Below are 14,352 nucleotides of genomic sequence, written 5' to 3'. Positions count from 1 at the left end.
TCCGATCGTTCGCGTTCCTGAATGCCGCGACAGTATCGGCAACTTCATCCAGGCAACGGAGATCGACATGTTCACTTCCCTTCACGCACTTACCGCCCACGCCAAACATCTGACCAGTGCCGCGCTGATCGCCGGCGCGCTCGCGATGACCGGCTGCGCATCGACCGCGACCACGGCCACGGCCACGGCGCCCGTCGCCCGCACGCTGCCGCAGGTTCATGCGGACGTCGTCTATGTGTCCACGTTCGACGTGGCCGCGACCGACGTGAAGGTCGACGGCGGGATGATCAACAAGCTCGCGACGCTCGCGAACGGCTTGTCCGCCGACGTGCAGCGCCAGCAGAGCGCGCTGAAGACCCGCGCGCAACTCGCCGACGCGCTCGTGCGCGAACTCCGGTCGCAACGCATTCCCGCGCTGCGCGCCGACGGCCCGGTGCCGAACGACCGCGCCGCGCTGGTCGTCCAGGGCCGGTTCGAGACGATCGACGCCGGCAACCGCCGCCGCCGCATCCTGATCGGGCTTGGCGCGGGCAAGAGCGAAGTGGGCGCATCGGTGACCGTGCTGTTCCAGCCGGCCCACGGCACACCGCAGCCGCTCGCCACGTTCTCCGTCAGCGCGAACAGCGGCCACCTGCCCGGCATGGCGGAAACCGCCGGGGTCGGCGCGGTGGCCGGCCGCCTCGCGACGTCGGCGGCGGTCGGCGCCGGCCTGCACGGCGTGTCGGAGGCGAAGCACGATACGGTGGCGTCCGATACCGACCGGCTCGCACGCTCGATCGCAAGGCAGCTTGCCGCGCAGAACACCGCGAATGCCTGGTTGCCGATGACGTCGGCGTCGGCGTCGGCATCGGCAAGCTGACACGCCACGGCTGCCCATGCGCGGCCCGACAGGCGCACATGCGGGCGGCCGGGCATAATGCGCGAGGCTGGCCCGGCGCGCACCTCGACCGGGCCGGGCTACCCGACGCCCTCGCCGATCCCGTATCGAATCCTGAACCTCAACCCGTCAATCCCATGCAAGTACTCGTCGTTGGAACCGGCAAGCTGGCTAACGAGCTGCTCGACGCCCACAAGCTCGACCCGGCAACCTGTCGCGTGATGTCCTGGCCGGACAGCGCGCGAACCGATGAGCGACGTAGCGACGCCCGACGTAGCGACGCCCGATCGATCGTCGTGCATGCCGGTTCCGGCCGCGAACTCCCCGCCGTAATCGCGTTCTGCGAAGCCACTGCGTCGCCGCTCGTCGAACTGTCTACCGGCTCCGACCTCGAAACCGGATCGCACGACTTCCCGGTCGTGCTGTGTCCGAACACGAACATCCTGATGCTCAAGTTCATGAGCATGCTGGAAACGAGCGGCCACCTGTTTCGCGACTGCGAGATCAGCCTGACGGAGTCGCATCAGGCAGGCAAGACGTCCGTCCCCGGCACGGCCGTCGGCATCGGCCAGTCGCTCGGTGTACGGCCGGAGGACATCCGCTCCGTACGCGACCCGGACACACAGCGCAACGAATTCGCGATCCCCGACGATCAGCTCGGCCGCCATGCGGTTCACCGGATACGCATCGACGACGGCGCGTGCAGCCTGCAATTCGAATCGCGCGTGTACGGTGCGACACCCTACGCGGACGGCGTATCACGCATCGTCGAGGCCGTCCGGCAGCACGATCTGGAGAACCGCCGCTATTCGATCGTCGAGTTCATCCGCAACGGCTGGCTGTAGTCGCAGCGACGTGCGGCGGGCCTGCGACGGCGCCGCAGCAGGAACCTGCCGGCCGCGATCGCGCCGCAGCCACATCTGACACAGGTTCGACGCCGCCGTCACACGTCTCCCAGCACCGCGCCGCTCTCCGGCAAGGTCGCGCCGCCGTCGACGACGATCGTCTGCCCCGTGATGTACGCAGCGTCGGCCGACGCGAGAAACAGCATCGCGTTCGCGATGTCCTCCGGCTCGCCCATCCGCGCGAGCGGAATGTCGCGAGCGATCTGCGCCGCGACCGACGCGTCGCCGAGATTGCCGGCCGCCGGCGTGCGGATCATCCCCGGCTCGACACCGTTGACCGTCACGTTGCGGCGCGCCAGCTCCAGCGCCGCCGCGCGAATGAAGCCGTTCACGCCAGCCTTCGACGCCGCGTAATGCGCGAGCCCCGGATAGACGACGCGCGGCCCCGTCACCGACGACGTGACGAGCAACCGGCCGGCCCCCGCGCGCTCGAATGCCGGCAACGCTGCCTGCGCGAGCCAGAACAGCGCCGACAGGTTGACCGACAACGTCCGCTGGAGCATCGGCTCGTCGATCTGCGCGAACGGCGTCAGCGGAAAATACGCGGCATTGTGGACGACGACATCGAGCCGGCCGCCGTCGCGCTCGACCGCCGCGACCAGCGCGCGCAGTTCGTCGCGGCTGGCGGCATCCACCCGATACGCGCGCGCATCGCCGCCCGCGCCGGCAAGCGCATCGGCCTGCGCGGCGGCGGCCTCGCCGTTCAGGTCGGCGAGCGCGACGAACGCGTCGGATTCCGCGAAACGGCGCGCGATCGCCGCGCCGATCCCTTGTGCGGCGCCCGTGACGAGCACGACGCGCCCGCTGAAATCCGCACGCAGTCGGCCGCTGCCCGGCACGGCATTCATCGCTGCGCCTCGCCGCCGAGCGGATGGACGGTTTCGTTCAGCACCTGCGCATGGGCGCCGATCTGGAAATTCGACAGCGTGCCGAAATCGCCGCCCTGGTAACCGAAGATCTTGCCATCGGTCTTGCGCTGCGCGAGGTCGATCAGCACGACGCCGAGCGTCGGCACCACCTTTTCGCGCCACACGAACAGATACAGCTCGTCGGCAATCCTGAAGTAATGGCAGCGGTCGACGTCGGCCAGCCCGCCTTCGACGCCCTGCAGGCACTGCCACGCGTAGAAGTTCTCGTTCAGGTAGATGTGCTCGTAGCATTCGGTCGGGCTGTAGCGGTACATCGTCCGCTTGCCGATCAGTTCGCGCGTCGGCCCGTGCAGCAGCCCCGGCTGTGCTTGACCGCCGAGCGTACCGTGCCGGAACGTGGCATTGACGGCCGTCAGCGGCAGCCCGTGCACGACGCGCGTGAACGCGTCGATGCGCGTGTCGGCTTCGGTCGGCAGCGTGCCGACGACCGACGTCCATACGCCATTGTCGAGATCGATCACGAGACTGACCGACGTCGCGCGGGCGGCCGTGTCGATGTAGTCGACGAAGTACAGCCCGTCGCGCAGCCGCGTCACGCGGCACGGCTCGCGGCCGCCCGCGTCGGTCGCCGCATCGCGCCACTGCAGCGCGCCCGGCTCGAACGTATAGACGCGCCACGCGCCCGATGCATCGCCGAGCGCCAGCGTACGCCCGGCGAGCGCGTCGACGGGCGCGAGAATGTTCGCTTCCGGCGCGAAGCCGTCAGCGAGCGCGCCAACCTGAATGAATACCGGATCCTGTCGTTCCACCTGCCGTCTCCCGCGCAGCCTCAGGCCCGGCGGGCCGTGTACGCTGCCGATGTGCACATGGTGCGGGCTGCGCGCGCCGCGCGGTATCGGCCAAAAGGATGAAGGGCGCGCGGCGCCGGAACGCGCTAAAGTGCACGTCATCCGCGCCGCGCCCGGCGCGAGGAGCGCACATGCACCGTGTCACCCACTACCGACGGACCGGCGAAGGCATCGAGGCGATCAGCCTCGAATCCGACCGCGCGTTTCCGCGCCACGCGCATGACGAATTCGGGGTCGGCGTGATCGTCAGTGGTGCGCACCGGTCGTGGAGCGGCCGCGGGCAGGTCGACGCGCTGGCCGGCGACGCGATCATGGTCAACCCGGGCGAAATGCACGACGGCTCGCCGATCGATGCCGGCACGGGCCGGCGCTGGCGGATGCTGTACCTCGCGCCCGCGCTGGTCGCGGGCGTCGCGGCGGAAGAAGGCCTCGGCGGCGTCGAGCTTGCGCATCCGGCGGTGCGCGATGTGCGGCTTACGGCCGCCGTCGGCCGGTTGCATGCGCGCATCGTCGCCGGGGAAACCCAGCCGCTGGCCCGCGACGAGGCGCTCGTGATGCTCGTCGCCGGGTTGCTCGCCCGGCACGCGAACCGCACGCTGCCGGCGGCCGGCGTCGCGCCGGCGATCCGTGTCGCCCGCGAACGGCTCGACGCGGCGCCGGCCGCGCCCGTTTCGCTCGCCGAACTTGCCGACCTGAGCGGCGTGAGCCGCTTCCAGTTGTTGCGCGGGTTTGCGCGCGAACTCGGTATCACGCCGCACGCCTACCTGATCCAGTCGCGCGCGCGGCTGGCGCGCACGCTGCTCGCCGGCGGCCTGCCGATCGCGGACGCCGCGGCCGAAGCCGGTTTTGCCGATCAGAGCCACCTGACGCGTGCCTTCGCGCGCCAGTTCGGGATCACGCCGGGGCGGTTTACGCAGGCTGTTTGACGCCAGTGGCGTCCCCGCGCAACGCGATCGAGGGCGGGTCCCGCGTCGACGGAGATGGCTGACGCTGCGGCGGCGGCGGCGGCGGCGGCGGCGGCTGCGGCTTCCGCTTCCGCTTCCGCTTCCGCTTCCGCAGACGCTGACACTCGCAAGGCGGCCCCACGCGCCCGCTGCAATTTCGTTCAAGACGCGCACCGCCACCGTACGCGACGATGCGACGCATGAAGACACGACTGATTGGTTATCTCTACCTCGCCGCCGCGATGGCGGGCGTCGGCAGCACCGTCATCGCGAGCCGTCTCGCGGCCGGCGGCCTGCCGCCGTTCGCGGCCACGACGCTGCGCTTCCTGATCGCGACACCGCTGCTGTTCGCGCTGATGCGCGCGCAGCGAATGCGCTGGCCGCGCATTTCCACGCGCGACGCCGTGCTGCTCGTCATCCAGGCTGCGGCGGGCGGCGTCGGCTATACGGTGCTGCTGATCAGCGGCACGAAGCTGTCGTCGCCGCTCGATGCGGGCGTGATGCTCGGCACGCTGCCGGCGATGTCGACGCTGATCGCAGCCGTCGTGCTGCGCGAGCGGCAGACGCCGCGCGACTGGCTGGCTGCCGCGCTCGCCACGGCCGGCGTGCTGTTCGTCACGTTCGCGCCCGGCCAGACGATGCCGTCGCTCCAGACGCTCGCCGGCGATGCGCTGGTGCTGGCTGCCGTCGCGTGCGAAGCCGTCTTCATCCTGCTGAACCGGCGGCTTGCCGCACCGTTTCCGCCCCTCGCGCTGTCCACCGCGATGTCGGGCCTCGGCTTCGTGCTCGCCCTCGTACCGGCCGCGTTCGAATGGCGCGCGGTGGCGGCAGGCTGGACCGTCGGCGCCGTGTCGGCGATCGCCTATTACGCGCTGGTTCCGACCGTGCTCGGCTACCTGTGCTGGTATGCGGGCTCCGCGCGCACGAGCGGCACCGAGGCTGCGCTGTTCACGGCGGTCGCGCCGGTCTCGGCCGTGCTGTTCGCGATCGCACTGTTCGGCGAGACGCTGACCGGCACGCGTGTCGCCGGCATCGCACTCGTCGTCGCAGGCATGCTCGTCGGCGCGACGCGGCGGCGCGAACCGCCCGCGCGTGCACGCGATGCGCAGCCGGCGAACCCGGTACAGCCAGCCAGTCCCGCGCCGTCGGCGCAAACCGCCGCCGACTGATCCGCACCCGCGCTCATCGCGTTGTTGAGGACACGCAGGCTGCCCGATCTCACGTGTTCCCGCGACGCCGGCGACAGTTGTAGGAATGTGTCCGCGCGCTGCAAAACCGTTGCGCACCACCGCGCAAGATGCAATATTCGCGTGGCCGGAACCTTTGACAACCATCGAACGACAATCCGCCACGCAATGAACAGGAAGGAAGCCAAAACAAGAATCGCAGTGCTGCTGTCCGCGGGAACGAGGAAGGCCGACGTGCTGGCCGAGCTGTCCGGGCAGGGGCTCAAGGATCGCGCGATCGCAAGCCTGATCGCGTCGCGCCCCGATCCGGAACGCTGTCGCAAGAACAAGGTGCACACCTGGATCCTGATCGCACTCGGCACCCTCCAGCTGGCGATCAGCCTCATGCTCGCGTATTACTTCTCCGTCGCCGCTGGCGACCCTGGCGTGTCTGGCGCGCTCGGCAACGGCCTCGTCGTGGTGTTCCTCGCGCTGACCGTGCCGCTGTCGCTGCTGTTCATCTGGGGCTTCGCGACCCATCGCGTCGGCGCGTACCACGCGTTCATCCTGCTGTCGCTGCTGCAGTTGCCGAAGACCATCGCCGAACTCGGACGCGATCCGTCGACCGCGCTGCCGGGCCTCGCGGTCACGCTGGTGCTGGTGGGCTACGTCTGGTTCGTGCGCAACCGGCTGTTCCCCGACTACGGCTGGTTCACGCCGCGCAAGGTCGAAGGCCGCTACGCGTTCGTGGAACACGCCTGACGCCACCGGCGTCAACGCCACGCCACCCCGAAAAAAAGGCGCCGGGCCGCCCCGCAATCGCGGGACGGCCCGGCGCCTTCTGCATTCCGGAACCGGTTGCCTTACTTGGCCTTTTCGGCCGTATCGCTGATCGCCTGGCCGCCCTTCGAAATGTCCTGGCCCATGCCGGCGACCGTATTGCAGCCGGCGAGCGCGGCGGTCACCACCAGCAACATTGCAGCAATCGTACGCGTCATTCTCATTCTCCTTCGAATCAACAAGCCCGACCGGGCGAATCGTTTGCGGCATGGTGCCCTGCCGATGCAGGGCCCGGGGCCTGACCTGATTATACGGAGACGAACGCCGCGCGCCAGTACGAGCCCGTCGAATGTCACACGCGCCACACGGCCCGATCGCGCAGATTTTCCTTGACTTCACTGCGCCACGAACTAATATACGCATCGCGTATATTTTTCGTCAGGAGCCGCCGATGACCGTTCCCCAGCAAGCCTTCCTCCGCGACGCGATGCGCCGCCTCAACATGACCCGCGAAGCGTTCGCCAATCGCATCGGCGTCAGCCGGCGCGCGCTGGATACGTGGCTGCTGCCCGACGATTCGCAGGAATCGCGCGGGATGCCCGAGATCGTCGAGCGCTTCGTTTCGGAAATCGTCGAGCGTTCGGCACCGGAAGGCGGGGCCTATACGCAAAGCGTAGACAATCAGGGGCTCGCGAAGCAGTTCCTGTTCGAAGGCAAGCCGCAGTTGCTGTCGGTCGACCAGTTCTCGCGGGAGTCGGTCGAGGCGCTGTTCCGCGTGGCCGACGTGATGCAGCCGATCGCGCGGCGCCACAAGATTTCGCGCGTGCTGGAAGGCGCCGTGCTCGGCAACCTGTTCTTCGAGGCCAGCACGCGCACGCGCGTGTCGTTCGGCGCGGCGTTCTGCCGGCTCGGCGGCTCGGTGTGCGACACGACGGGCTTCACGTTCTCGTCGATGGCCAAGGGCGAATCGATCTACGACACGAGCCGCGTGATGGCCGGCTACGTCGACGCGCTCGTGATCCGCCACCCGGAGAAAGGCTCGGTGGCCGAGTTCGCGCGCGCGACCAACCTGCCGGTGATCAACGGCGGCGACGGCCCCGGTGAGCACCCGAGCCAGGCGCTGCTCGATCTCTATACGATCCAGCGCGAGTTCTCGCGGCTCGGCAAGATCGTCGACGGCGCGCACATCGCGCTGGTCGGCGATCTCAAGTACGGCCGCACCGTGCACTCGCTCGTCAAGCTGCTCGCGCTGTACCGCGGGCTCAAGTTCACGCTCGTGTCGCCGCCGATGCTCGAGATGCCGGCCTACATCATCGACCAGATCTCGACGAACGGCCATGTGATCGAGCAGACGACCGACCTCGCGGCAGGGCTGCGCGGCGCGGACGTCGTCTACGCGACGCGGATCCAGAAAGAGCGCTTCACCGACGAATCGTTCGAAGGCTACACGCCGGATTTCCAGATCAACCAGGCGCTCGTCGACTCGGTCTGCAAGCCCGACACGCTGATCATGCACCCGCTGCCGCGCGACAGCCGGCCCGGTGCGAACGACCTGTCGGTCGACCTGAACCGCGACCCGCGCCTCGCGATCTTCCGGCAGACCGACAACGGCATTCCGGTGCGGATGGCGATCTTCGCGGTGCTGCTAGGCGTCGAGAATCTCGTCCAGCATTCGATGCGCGACGCGACGTGGCGCCCGCCCGCATACCTCGGGCCGGAGGATGCGGTGTTTCACGGGGTTGATTGAGCCGCACCGGAGGTCTCGCGCCCGCCCGCCATCGCTTCAAGGGCCGGGCCCGCATGCCTGACGCAGAACGCGCCGCATTGCACGGCGCGTTTTCAATTTCGGCGCAGTTTATGGAGGCTAACTGCGAACTACCGCGCCCACGGATCGATCACGCGAAGCCCCACCGCCTCGAACGGTGCGACGTCGCGCGTGGCCACGATCAGGCCGTTCGCATCTGCCGTGGCGGCGATAAAACCATCGACAGGCGCGATCGCGTTACCTGCGACACGGGCCCGCGCCCGAACGCTCGCATACGCTTTGCTCGCCGCATCGTCGAATGGCAGGATCCGGCCTCGAAACAATGGCACCACACGCTGTTCGATGCTTCGATGCAGCCACTCGCGCCTGCGCCCTTCCGGCAATACAGCCACGCCGAATCGCATCTCCGCGAGACTGATCGCGGCAAGAAACAGCGTCTCGACGTTCTGGGCATCGAGCCACTCGATCACGGCTGCGCTCGGCTCGCGTCGCAGCGGTTCGGAAATGACATTCGTATCAACAAGGATCATTCGAAGCTCATCGGATCGGTTGACGTCTTGTCGCGCTGGACGTCGAAATCGACTCCCCCAGCCTCCCGCCCGATTTCCGCCAGCAACGTTCCCAGCTTGAGCCGCCCGCCTGGCAGGACGGCCTGCTCGAGAATGTCACGTACCTCGGCTTCGGTGCTGCGCCCGTGCTGGGCCGCGCGAATCCGAAGTGCGCGATGCACTTCATCGGGCAAATTTCGAACGGTGATCACCGGCATGATGCGCCTCACTAAAATTGCTTTCAATGCAGTCATATTAGCACCTTGCTGTCATACCGAGTAAATCACGACACAGCCACTCTAACCGGCCCGACAAGCCCGTCATATCTGGCCATTTGGCCAATCTTCCCCGCCCATCCGCCCTGTAACATTCGTCAACAATCCCCTTACAAACGAGAACAAGAACGCTTCTCATTTAACGAAAAATTACATAGAATGCCGGCTGAAAACAAATCGTAATAATTCCCGGCGGTGTGCACCTTTCCGTAGCACCCAGCCTCCGGGGCCACATCGCGAGGTCGAAGCGCACCATGAAGTCCCGTTCCGACGAGTTGAAGCTCGGCAAATTCACCACCCTGTGCAGCGTGCTCGCCGCGAGCCCTGCATTCGCCGACGGCACGCCGCCGCCGGCCCCGTCCAGCACCGAAGGCCATCTCGCGCCGATCGAGATCCAGGGCAAGACCGAGCACAGCTACAAGGCCGACTTTTCCGCTTCCGCGAAATTCACCGCGCCGCTCGTCGACACGCCGAAATCCGTCACCGTGATCCCGCAGGAACTGATCCGGAACAGCGGCGCGTCGACGCTGACCGAAGCGCTGCGCACCGTGCCCGGCATCACGTTCGGCGCCGGCGAAGGCGGCAACCCGCTCGGCGACCGTCCGTTCATCCGCGGCTACGACACGCAGGGCAGCATGTTCGTCGACGGCATGCGCGACACGGGCGCCACGACGCGCGAGATCTTCAACACCGAACGCGTCGAGATCACCAAGGGTTCCGACGGCGCATACGGCGGCCGCGGCGGCGCCGGCGGCAGCATCAACCTGATCACGAAAGCCCCGCACCTCGGCACGACGGCCAGCGCGAGCGCGGGCCTCGGCACCGACCGCTATCGCCGCTTCACGGCCGACGGCAACTGGCAATTCGCCGATCACGCCGCATTCCGCCTGAACCTGATGAGCCACAACAACGACGTCGCCGGCCGCGACGCCGTCAACAACGAGCGCTGGGGCGTCGCGCCGTCGATCGCATTCGGCCTCGGCACGCCGACGCGCGTGACCGCGAGCTACTACCACCTGTCGACCGACGACATGCCCGACGGCGGCATCCCGTACTTCTATACGACGTCGAACAAGCCCGCGAACGTCGGCACGATCTATCCGGCGCCCGTCGATCGCCACAACTTCTACGGGCTGATCGACCGCGACTTCCGCAAGACCACGTCGGACATCAGCACGATCAAGATCGAGCACGACATCACGTCGTCGCTGACGATCCGCAACACCACGCGCTACACGGAATCGACGCAGGACTACATCTGGACGCAGCCGGACGACAGCCAGGGCAACGTGGTCAACGGCAAGGTCTGGCGCCGCAACAACAACCGCGACAGCTCGATCAACAGCCTCGCGAACCTGACCGAGCTGTTCGGCGAATTCCGCACCGGCCCGTTCAAGCACAGCTTCACGACCGGCATCGAACTGACGCGCGAATGGGGCAAGCGCGATACGTACAACGTCGCAACGGATAACGGAAAGGTCTGCCAGAAAGGCATCGGCGCGGCATCGGGCTACAACTGCACGAGCCTGTGGTCGCCGAACCCGAACGATCCGTGGGCCGGCTCGATCACGCGCAACAACGACTACGCGCATGCGCGCACCACGACGAAATCGATCTACGGCTTCGACACGATCGAGATCACGCCGCGCTGGCAGGTCAACGCCGGCGTGCGCGTCGACGACTACTCGACCCGCTTCACCGACACCAAGGCCAACGGCGGCAAGACCTATACGCGCGACGACACGCTCGTGAACTGGCAGGCCGGCCTCGTGTTCAAGCCCGCGCAGAACGGCAGCATCTACGCGTCGTATGCAACGTCGTCGACACCGGCCGGCATGCTGCTCGGCGAAGGCAGCGAAACGCAGTCGCTCACGCCGGGCCGCGGCGGCGTCGGTCCGAACGCCGATCAACTGTCTCCCGAGAAGAACCGCAGCATCGAGCTCGGCACGAAGTGGAACGTGCTGAACGACAAGCTGTCGCTGACCGCCGCGCTGTTCCAGATCGACACGACGAACGCGCGCGTGACGCTGCCGAACAACCAGTACGCGATGGTCGGCGACAAGCGCGTGCAGGGTCTCGAGCTCGGCGTCGCAGGGCAGATCACGAAGCAGTGGCAGGTGTTCGGCGGCTACACGTACATGAAGAGCGCGCTGCGCGACAACGGCAAGGACGCGGCGAACAACGGCAACCGCTTCCCGAACACGCCGAAGCACAGCCTCACGATGTGGTCGAACTACGACGTGACGCCGAAGTTCACGGTCGGCGGCGGCGCGTTCTACATGTCGGAAGTATTCGGCGATCCCGCGAACCTGCGCGCCGTGCCGTCGTACTGGCGCTTCGATGCAATGGCGCAGTACCGGATCAACAAGAAGCTCGACCTGCAGCTGAACGTGAACAACCTGTTCAACCGCACGTACTTCGATCAGGCGTATCCGGCGCACTACGCGTCGATCGCACCGGGCCGCTCGGCGTTCGTCACGCTGAACGCGCGCTACTGATCGATGGAAGCCGTGTCGCTGAAGGCGCTCGCGTCGGTATCGCCGCGCGAGTTCGCCGACATCCTGGCCGGGCCGCCCGAGCGCGCCGCCGCGTGGGTCGCGGCGGCGGCCGACAACGGCATCGTCGATGCGCAGGCCGTGTACGGGCAGTACCTGCTCGACGGGCACGGTGTCGCGCGCGATCCGGCCGCGGCATTCGGCTGGTTCCGGCACGCCGCGCGGGCCGGCCATCCGATGGCGATGAACATGCTCGGCCGCTGCTACGAGTTCGGCTGGGGCACGGCCACGTGCGCGCCGGTCGCCGTGTACTGGTACCGGCTCGCCGCGCAGGCGGGGCTCGACTGGGGCATGTACAACTACGCGACGGCGCTCGCGCTCGGCAACGGCGTCGACGAGAATCGCGCCGACGCACTCGACTGGTTCCGCCGCGCGGCCGCGCTCGGCCATGCGAAATCGATCAACCTGATCGGCGGCTTCCACGAGGACGGCTGGGTCGTGTCCGTCGACACCGACGCCGCGTTCGACCACTATCGCCGCGCGGCCGTTGCCGGCGACTTCCGCGGCCAGTTCAACTTTGCGCGGCTGCTTGCCGAGCGCGGGCACATCGACGAAGCGCTCGTCTGGCTCGCGCGCGTGCCGGCCACCGCAACGCCCGCGTTTATCGCGAAGATGCGCGCGTATCTCGCGTCGTCGCCGATCGACGCGTTCCGCTCGGCGGCGCTGCAACTGGCGCCGCACGCAATGGAATCCGCATCATGATGCTTCATATCCCCGGTGTATTGACCAAAGCGCAGGTCGCGCAGTGCCGCGACCTGCTCGATGCGGCCGAATGGGTCGACGGCAACGTGACATCCGGCGCGCAGTCGGCGCTTGCCAAACGCAACCGGCAATTGCCGGAAGGCTCGCCGGTTGCGCGCGCGGTCGGCGACGCGATCCAGGATGCGCTCGCGCGCCATCCGCTGTTCTTTTCGGCGGCGCTGCCGCTCAAGGTGTTTCCGCCGCTGTTCAACCGCTACGAAGGCGGCGAGACGTTCGGCACGCACGTCGACAATGCGATCCGGCTGCTGCGCGGCACGGATTTCCGCGTGCGCAGCGATCTGTCGGCGACGCTGTTTCTCGAGGAACCCGATGCGTACGACGGCGGTGAATTGTGTGTCGAGGATACGTACGGCGTGCATCGCGCCAAGTTGCCGGCGGGCGATCTCGTGCTGTATCCCGCGTCGAGCCTGCATCGCGTGACGCCCGTTACGCGCGGCGAGCGCGTTGCGTCGTTCTTCTGGATCCAGAGCATGGTGCGCGACGATGCCGACCGCACGCTGCTGTTTCAGCTCGATACGCAGATTCAGCAGCTCTCTGCGGACAAAGGTGCTCACGACCGCGGCGTGATCGCGCTCACCGGGATCTATCACAACCTGCTGAGACGGTGGGCCGATACCTGAGCCATGTGGCGGGGGCCCGCAACGTCGTGAACGCATGCCCCCTTCCGGCCAAGCCAGTCCACCGTCCAGCGCAGCCGCCTTATGCCCGCTGCAGGATATCGATCGCCTTGTCTGCATCGTCCGCCGAATCGACCGCGAAATAGGCGATGAACTGGGAACCCAGCACGGCGGCCGAGACGCCACGGAGATTGATCGCGCCGTCCGCGAGCATCTGGGTCAGTTGCCCGATGATGCCCATTTGATCCAGACCCATTACGCGGACGGAGTGAACGCTCGGGGTGACGGTGAACCCCACCTGCGTGGCCGCGCGAATCACCGCGTCTCCCTGTAGTGGCGCGACAAACACGACACCCTTGCCCGGCGCCTCCGATGTGCGGCGGGCGACGATGAACTGCAAGTCTGCACCGGCAGTCCGCAGGGCGCCTAATACGGTCGCGAGGCCGCCCGGCTTGTCGTCGATGGTTGCCGCCCAGACATCGACACGTTCTACGCTCAGTTCCATGGCAGTCCCTCCCGCCTGAGAACCCGGATAGAAAAAATCTAGATCACAGCAGGCACGCGAGCAAGGCCGGCAGCGTCTTCCGGCCCCCGGCATCGACGCACGCTGTCGCGCTTTGCATGCATCCGGTGGCGCCTGACCTTCGCGACTTGCCTCCCGCCGCCGCACCGTCATAAAATGACCATCGTCACATGACCAGGTCCATATCATGATGCCGCACGCTCCCGTTTCGAAATCCGATTTCAAGGCTCGCGCACTCGAATACTTCCGGCTCGTCGAGTCGTCCGGCGAAAGCCTGATCGTTACCGATCACGGCAAGCCGACGCTCGAGATCCGGCCGTATCACGCACGCGAGGCTCAGCCGTTGGACATATTGCGCGGCTCGGTCATGCGCTACGACAATCCTCTCGATCCGATTGCGGAAGATGATTGGGAGGCGTCGCGGTGATCGTGCTGGATACGCATGCATTGGTGTGGTGGGTGGCGGGCGATCCTTCGCTCAGCAAGAAAGCGCGAAGCGCAATCGATCGCGCGCGCAGCGAAGGCGCGCTCGCCGCATCCGCGATCTCCGCGTGGGAGATTGCGATGCTGGTGCGCAACGACCGCCTCGCACTGACGATGGATGTCGACGCGTGGCTCGCCACGGTCGCGCAGATCGACGGCATGCGCTTCGTGCCCGTCGATGCCGACATCGCCGCGAAATCCACCGCGCTGCCCGGCTCGTTCCACAAGGATCCGGCCGACCGCATGATCGTCGCCACCGCGCGGCGGCTCGGCGCACCGCTCGTCACCCGCGACGAAAAAATCCGCGCTTATGCGCACGTGAAGACGCTCTGGTAATCCTTTCGCAGTCGCAGGCCAATCCACACCGCACGCCCGCGCCAACTCCGACATGTTGGCGTTTCGTCTGACCAGATCGACCATAAGCTTGCAAGTACA

At 67.2% G+C, this 14,352-nt stretch carries 17 protein-coding genes; 11 read left to right on the top strand and 6 right to left on the bottom strand.

What is annotated here, in order from left to right:
* Nucleotides 1-67: 67 nt before the first annotated feature.
* Together ABD05_RS25725 and ABD05_RS25720 are read left to right on the top strand one after the other, a co-directional pair.
* Nucleotides 68-859 (top strand): DUF4410 domain-containing protein, encoded by a 792-nt coding sequence (locus tag ABD05_RS25725; RefSeq protein ID WP_047902820.1) that lies wholly within the window; start codon nt 68-70, stop codon nt 857-859.
* A 155-nt stretch (nt 860-1,014) separates the two neighbouring features.
* Entirely contained in the window at nt 1,015-1,722 is a 708-nt protein-coding gene (locus ABD05_RS25720; RefSeq protein ID WP_047902819.1) for a dihydrodipicolinate reductase C-terminal domain-containing protein, read from the top strand.
* Between the two features lie 98 nt (nt 1,723-1,820).
* Here the strand turns inward: ABD05_RS25720 and ABD05_RS25715 are convergent, their stop codons facing one another.
* A complete protein-coding gene (locus ABD05_RS25715; RefSeq protein WP_047902818.1) occupies nt 1,821-2,630 on the bottom strand; it encodes an SDR family oxidoreductase in 810 nt (269 codons plus the stop codon).
* Entirely contained in the window at nt 2,627-3,460 is an 834-nt protein-coding gene (locus ABD05_RS25710; RefSeq protein WP_047903803.1) for a molybdenum cofactor biosynthesis F family protein, read from the bottom strand. Before ABD05_RS25710 ends, ABD05_RS25715 begins: the two co-directional genes overlap by 4 nt.
* 170 nt (nt 3,461-3,630) lie before the next feature.
* On the opposite strand from ABD05_RS25710, the gene ABD05_RS25705 reads away from it, so the two are divergent.
* The 3 genes from ABD05_RS25705 (at nt 3,631) to ABD05_RS25695 (ending at nt 6,371) form a co-directional block, all read left to right on the top strand.
* A complete protein-coding gene (locus ABD05_RS25705; RefSeq protein ID WP_047902817.1) occupies nt 3,631-4,425 on the top strand; it encodes an AraC family transcriptional regulator in 795 nt (264 codons plus the stop codon).
* A 218-nt stretch (nt 4,426-4,643) separates the two neighbouring features.
* Nucleotides 4,644-5,612: a DMT family transporter gene (locus tag ABD05_RS25700; protein WP_047903802.1), complete on the top strand. Its 969-nt coding sequence runs from the start codon at nt 4,644-4,646 to the stop codon at nt 5,610-5,612.
* A gap of 186 nt (nt 5,613-5,798) precedes the next feature.
* Nucleotides 5,799-6,371 carry a hypothetical protein gene (locus ABD05_RS25695; RefSeq protein ID WP_047902816.1) on the top strand — a complete coding sequence of 191 codons (573 nt, stop codon included), beginning with the start codon at nt 5,799-5,801 and terminating at the stop codon, nt 6,369-6,371.
* A gap of 101 nt (nt 6,372-6,472) precedes the next feature.
* Here ABD05_RS25695 and ABD05_RS25690 read toward each other — a convergent pair whose 3' ends face one another.
* The gene (locus ABD05_RS25690; RefSeq protein ID WP_009688930.1) at nt 6,473-6,607 is read right to left on the bottom strand and encodes an entericidin A/B family lipoprotein; all 135 of its coding nucleotides are present in this window, start codon (nt 6,605-6,607) and stop codon (nt 6,473-6,475) included.
* Between the two features lie 233 nt (nt 6,608-6,840).
* Here ABD05_RS25690 and ABD05_RS25685 point away from each other — a divergent pair, with 233 nt between their 5' ends.
* Nucleotides 6,841-8,136: an aspartate carbamoyltransferase gene (locus ABD05_RS25685; RefSeq protein ID WP_047902815.1), complete on the top strand. Its 1,296-nt coding sequence runs from the start codon at nt 6,841-6,843 to the stop codon at nt 8,134-8,136.
* Between the two features lie 128 nt (nt 8,137-8,264).
* Here ABD05_RS25685 and ABD05_RS25680 read toward each other — a convergent pair whose 3' ends face one another.
* Both ABD05_RS25680 and ABD05_RS25675 read right to left on the bottom strand, forming a co-directional pair.
* The gene (locus ABD05_RS25680; RefSeq protein WP_047902814.1) at nt 8,265-8,684 is read right to left on the bottom strand and encodes a type II toxin-antitoxin system VapC family toxin; all 420 of its coding nucleotides are present in this window, start codon (nt 8,682-8,684) and stop codon (nt 8,265-8,267) included.
* On the bottom strand, nt 8,681-8,920 hold the full coding sequence (locus ABD05_RS25675; protein ID WP_034180974.1) for a FitA-like ribbon-helix-helix domain-containing protein: 240 nt from the start codon (nt 8,918-8,920) through the stop codon (nt 8,681-8,683). Before ABD05_RS25675 ends, ABD05_RS25680 begins: the two co-directional genes overlap by 4 nt.
* Nucleotides 8,921-9,231: 311 nt before the next feature.
* On the opposite strand from ABD05_RS25675, the gene ABD05_RS25670 reads away from it, so the two are divergent.
* The 3 genes from ABD05_RS25670 to ABD05_RS25660 are packed head-to-tail and all read left to right on the top strand — an operon-like array spanning nt 9,232 to nt 12,914.
* Nucleotides 9,232-11,475 carry a TonB-dependent receptor gene (locus tag ABD05_RS25670; RefSeq protein ID WP_047902813.1) on the top strand — a complete coding sequence of 748 codons (2,244 nt, stop codon included), beginning with the start codon at nt 9,232-9,234 and terminating at the stop codon, nt 11,473-11,475.
* A gap of 3 nt (nt 11,476-11,478) precedes the next feature.
* Nucleotides 11,479-12,234: a tetratricopeptide repeat protein gene (locus ABD05_RS25665; RefSeq protein WP_047902812.1), complete on the top strand. Its 756-nt coding sequence runs from the start codon at nt 11,479-11,481 to the stop codon at nt 12,232-12,234.
* Complete coding sequence (locus ABD05_RS25660; protein WP_047902811.1) at nt 12,231-12,914, top strand: Fe2+-dependent dioxygenase; 684 nt, start codon at nt 12,231-12,233, stop codon at nt 12,912-12,914. Before ABD05_RS25665 ends, ABD05_RS25660 begins: the two co-directional genes overlap by 4 nt.
* Nucleotides 12,915-12,993: 79 nt before the next feature.
* Here ABD05_RS25660 and ABD05_RS25655 read toward each other — a convergent pair whose 3' ends face one another.
* Nucleotides 12,994-13,416: an ACT domain-containing protein gene (locus tag ABD05_RS25655; RefSeq protein WP_047902810.1), complete on the bottom strand. Its 423-nt coding sequence runs from the start codon at nt 13,414-13,416 to the stop codon at nt 12,994-12,996.
* Nucleotides 13,417-13,621: 205 nt separating this feature from the next.
* Here ABD05_RS25655 and ABD05_RS25650 point away from each other — a divergent pair, with 205 nt between their 5' ends.
* Nucleotides 13,622-13,861, top strand: coding sequence for a type II toxin-antitoxin system Phd/YefM family antitoxin (locus ABD05_RS25650; protein ID WP_047902809.1), 240 nt, complete (start codon nt 13,622-13,624; stop codon nt 13,859-13,861).
* Nucleotides 13,858-14,253: a type II toxin-antitoxin system VapC family toxin gene (locus ABD05_RS25645; RefSeq protein WP_047903801.1), complete on the top strand. Its 396-nt coding sequence runs from the start codon at nt 13,858-13,860 to the stop codon at nt 14,251-14,253. The genes ABD05_RS25650 and ABD05_RS25645 overlap by 4 nt, the downstream gene beginning before the upstream one ends.
* The last annotated feature ends 99 nt before the right edge of the window (nt 14,254-14,352 follow it).

Source organism: Burkholderia pyrrocinia, assembly GCF_001028665.1.
Lineage (GTDB): Bacteria > Pseudomonadota > Gammaproteobacteria > Burkholderiales > Burkholderiaceae > Burkholderia > Burkholderia pyrrocinia.
The sequence above is the reverse complement of the archived record's forward strand: the minus strand, read 5'-3'. Positions and strand labels throughout refer to the sequence as shown.

What these genes read in the sequence shown, in the direction of transcription:
- ABD05_RS25670 (WP_047902813.1), top strand. Translation starts at nt 9,232, where the DNA reads ATGAAGTCCCGTTCCGACGAGTTGAAGCTCGGCAAATTCACCACCCTG.
- ABD05_RS25720 (WP_047902819.1), top strand. Translation starts at nt 1,015, where the DNA reads ATGCAAGTACTCGTCGTTGGAACCGGCAAGCTGGCTAACGAGCTGCTC.
- ABD05_RS25660 (WP_047902811.1), top strand. Translation starts at nt 12,231, where the DNA reads ATGATGCTTCATATCCCCGGTGTATTGACCAAAGCGCAGGTCGCGCAG.
- ABD05_RS25680 (WP_047902814.1), bottom strand. Translation starts at nt 8,684, where the DNA reads ATGATCCTTGTTGATACGAATGTCATTTCCGAACCGCTGCGACGCGAG.
- ABD05_RS25725 (WP_047902820.1), top strand. Translation starts at nt 68, where the DNA reads ATGTTCACTTCCCTTCACGCACTTACCGCCCACGCCAAACATCTGACC.
- ABD05_RS25655 (WP_047902810.1), bottom strand. Translation starts at nt 13,416, where the DNA reads ATGGAACTGAGCGTAGAACGTGTCGATGTCTGGGCGGCAACCATCGAC.
- ABD05_RS25650 (WP_047902809.1), top strand. Translation starts at nt 13,622, where the DNA reads ATGATGCCGCACGCTCCCGTTTCGAAATCCGATTTCAAGGCTCGCGCA.
- ABD05_RS25695 (WP_047902816.1), top strand. Translation starts at nt 5,799, where the DNA reads ATGAACAGGAAGGAAGCCAAAACAAGAATCGCAGTGCTGCTGTCCGCG.
- ABD05_RS25705 (WP_047902817.1), top strand. Translation starts at nt 3,631, where the DNA reads ATGCACCGTGTCACCCACTACCGACGGACCGGCGAAGGCATCGAGGCG.
- ABD05_RS25675 (WP_034180974.1), bottom strand. Translation starts at nt 8,920, where the DNA reads ATGCCGGTGATCACCGTTCGAAATTTGCCCGATGAAGTGCATCGCGCA.
- ABD05_RS25685 (WP_047902815.1), top strand. Translation starts at nt 6,841, where the DNA reads ATGACCGTTCCCCAGCAAGCCTTCCTCCGCGACGCGATGCGCCGCCTC.
- ABD05_RS25715 (WP_047902818.1), bottom strand. Translation starts at nt 2,630, where the DNA reads ATGAATGCCGTGCCGGGCAGCGGCCGACTGCGTGCGGATTTCAGCGGG.
- ABD05_RS25665 (WP_047902812.1), top strand. Translation starts at nt 11,479, where the DNA reads ATGGAAGCCGTGTCGCTGAAGGCGCTCGCGTCGGTATCGCCGCGCGAG.
- ABD05_RS25690 (WP_009688930.1), bottom strand. Translation starts at nt 6,607, where the DNA reads ATGACGCGTACGATTGCTGCAATGTTGCTGGTGGTGACCGCCGCGCTC.
- ABD05_RS25700 (WP_047903802.1), top strand. Translation starts at nt 4,644, where the DNA reads ATGAAGACACGACTGATTGGTTATCTCTACCTCGCCGCCGCGATGGCG.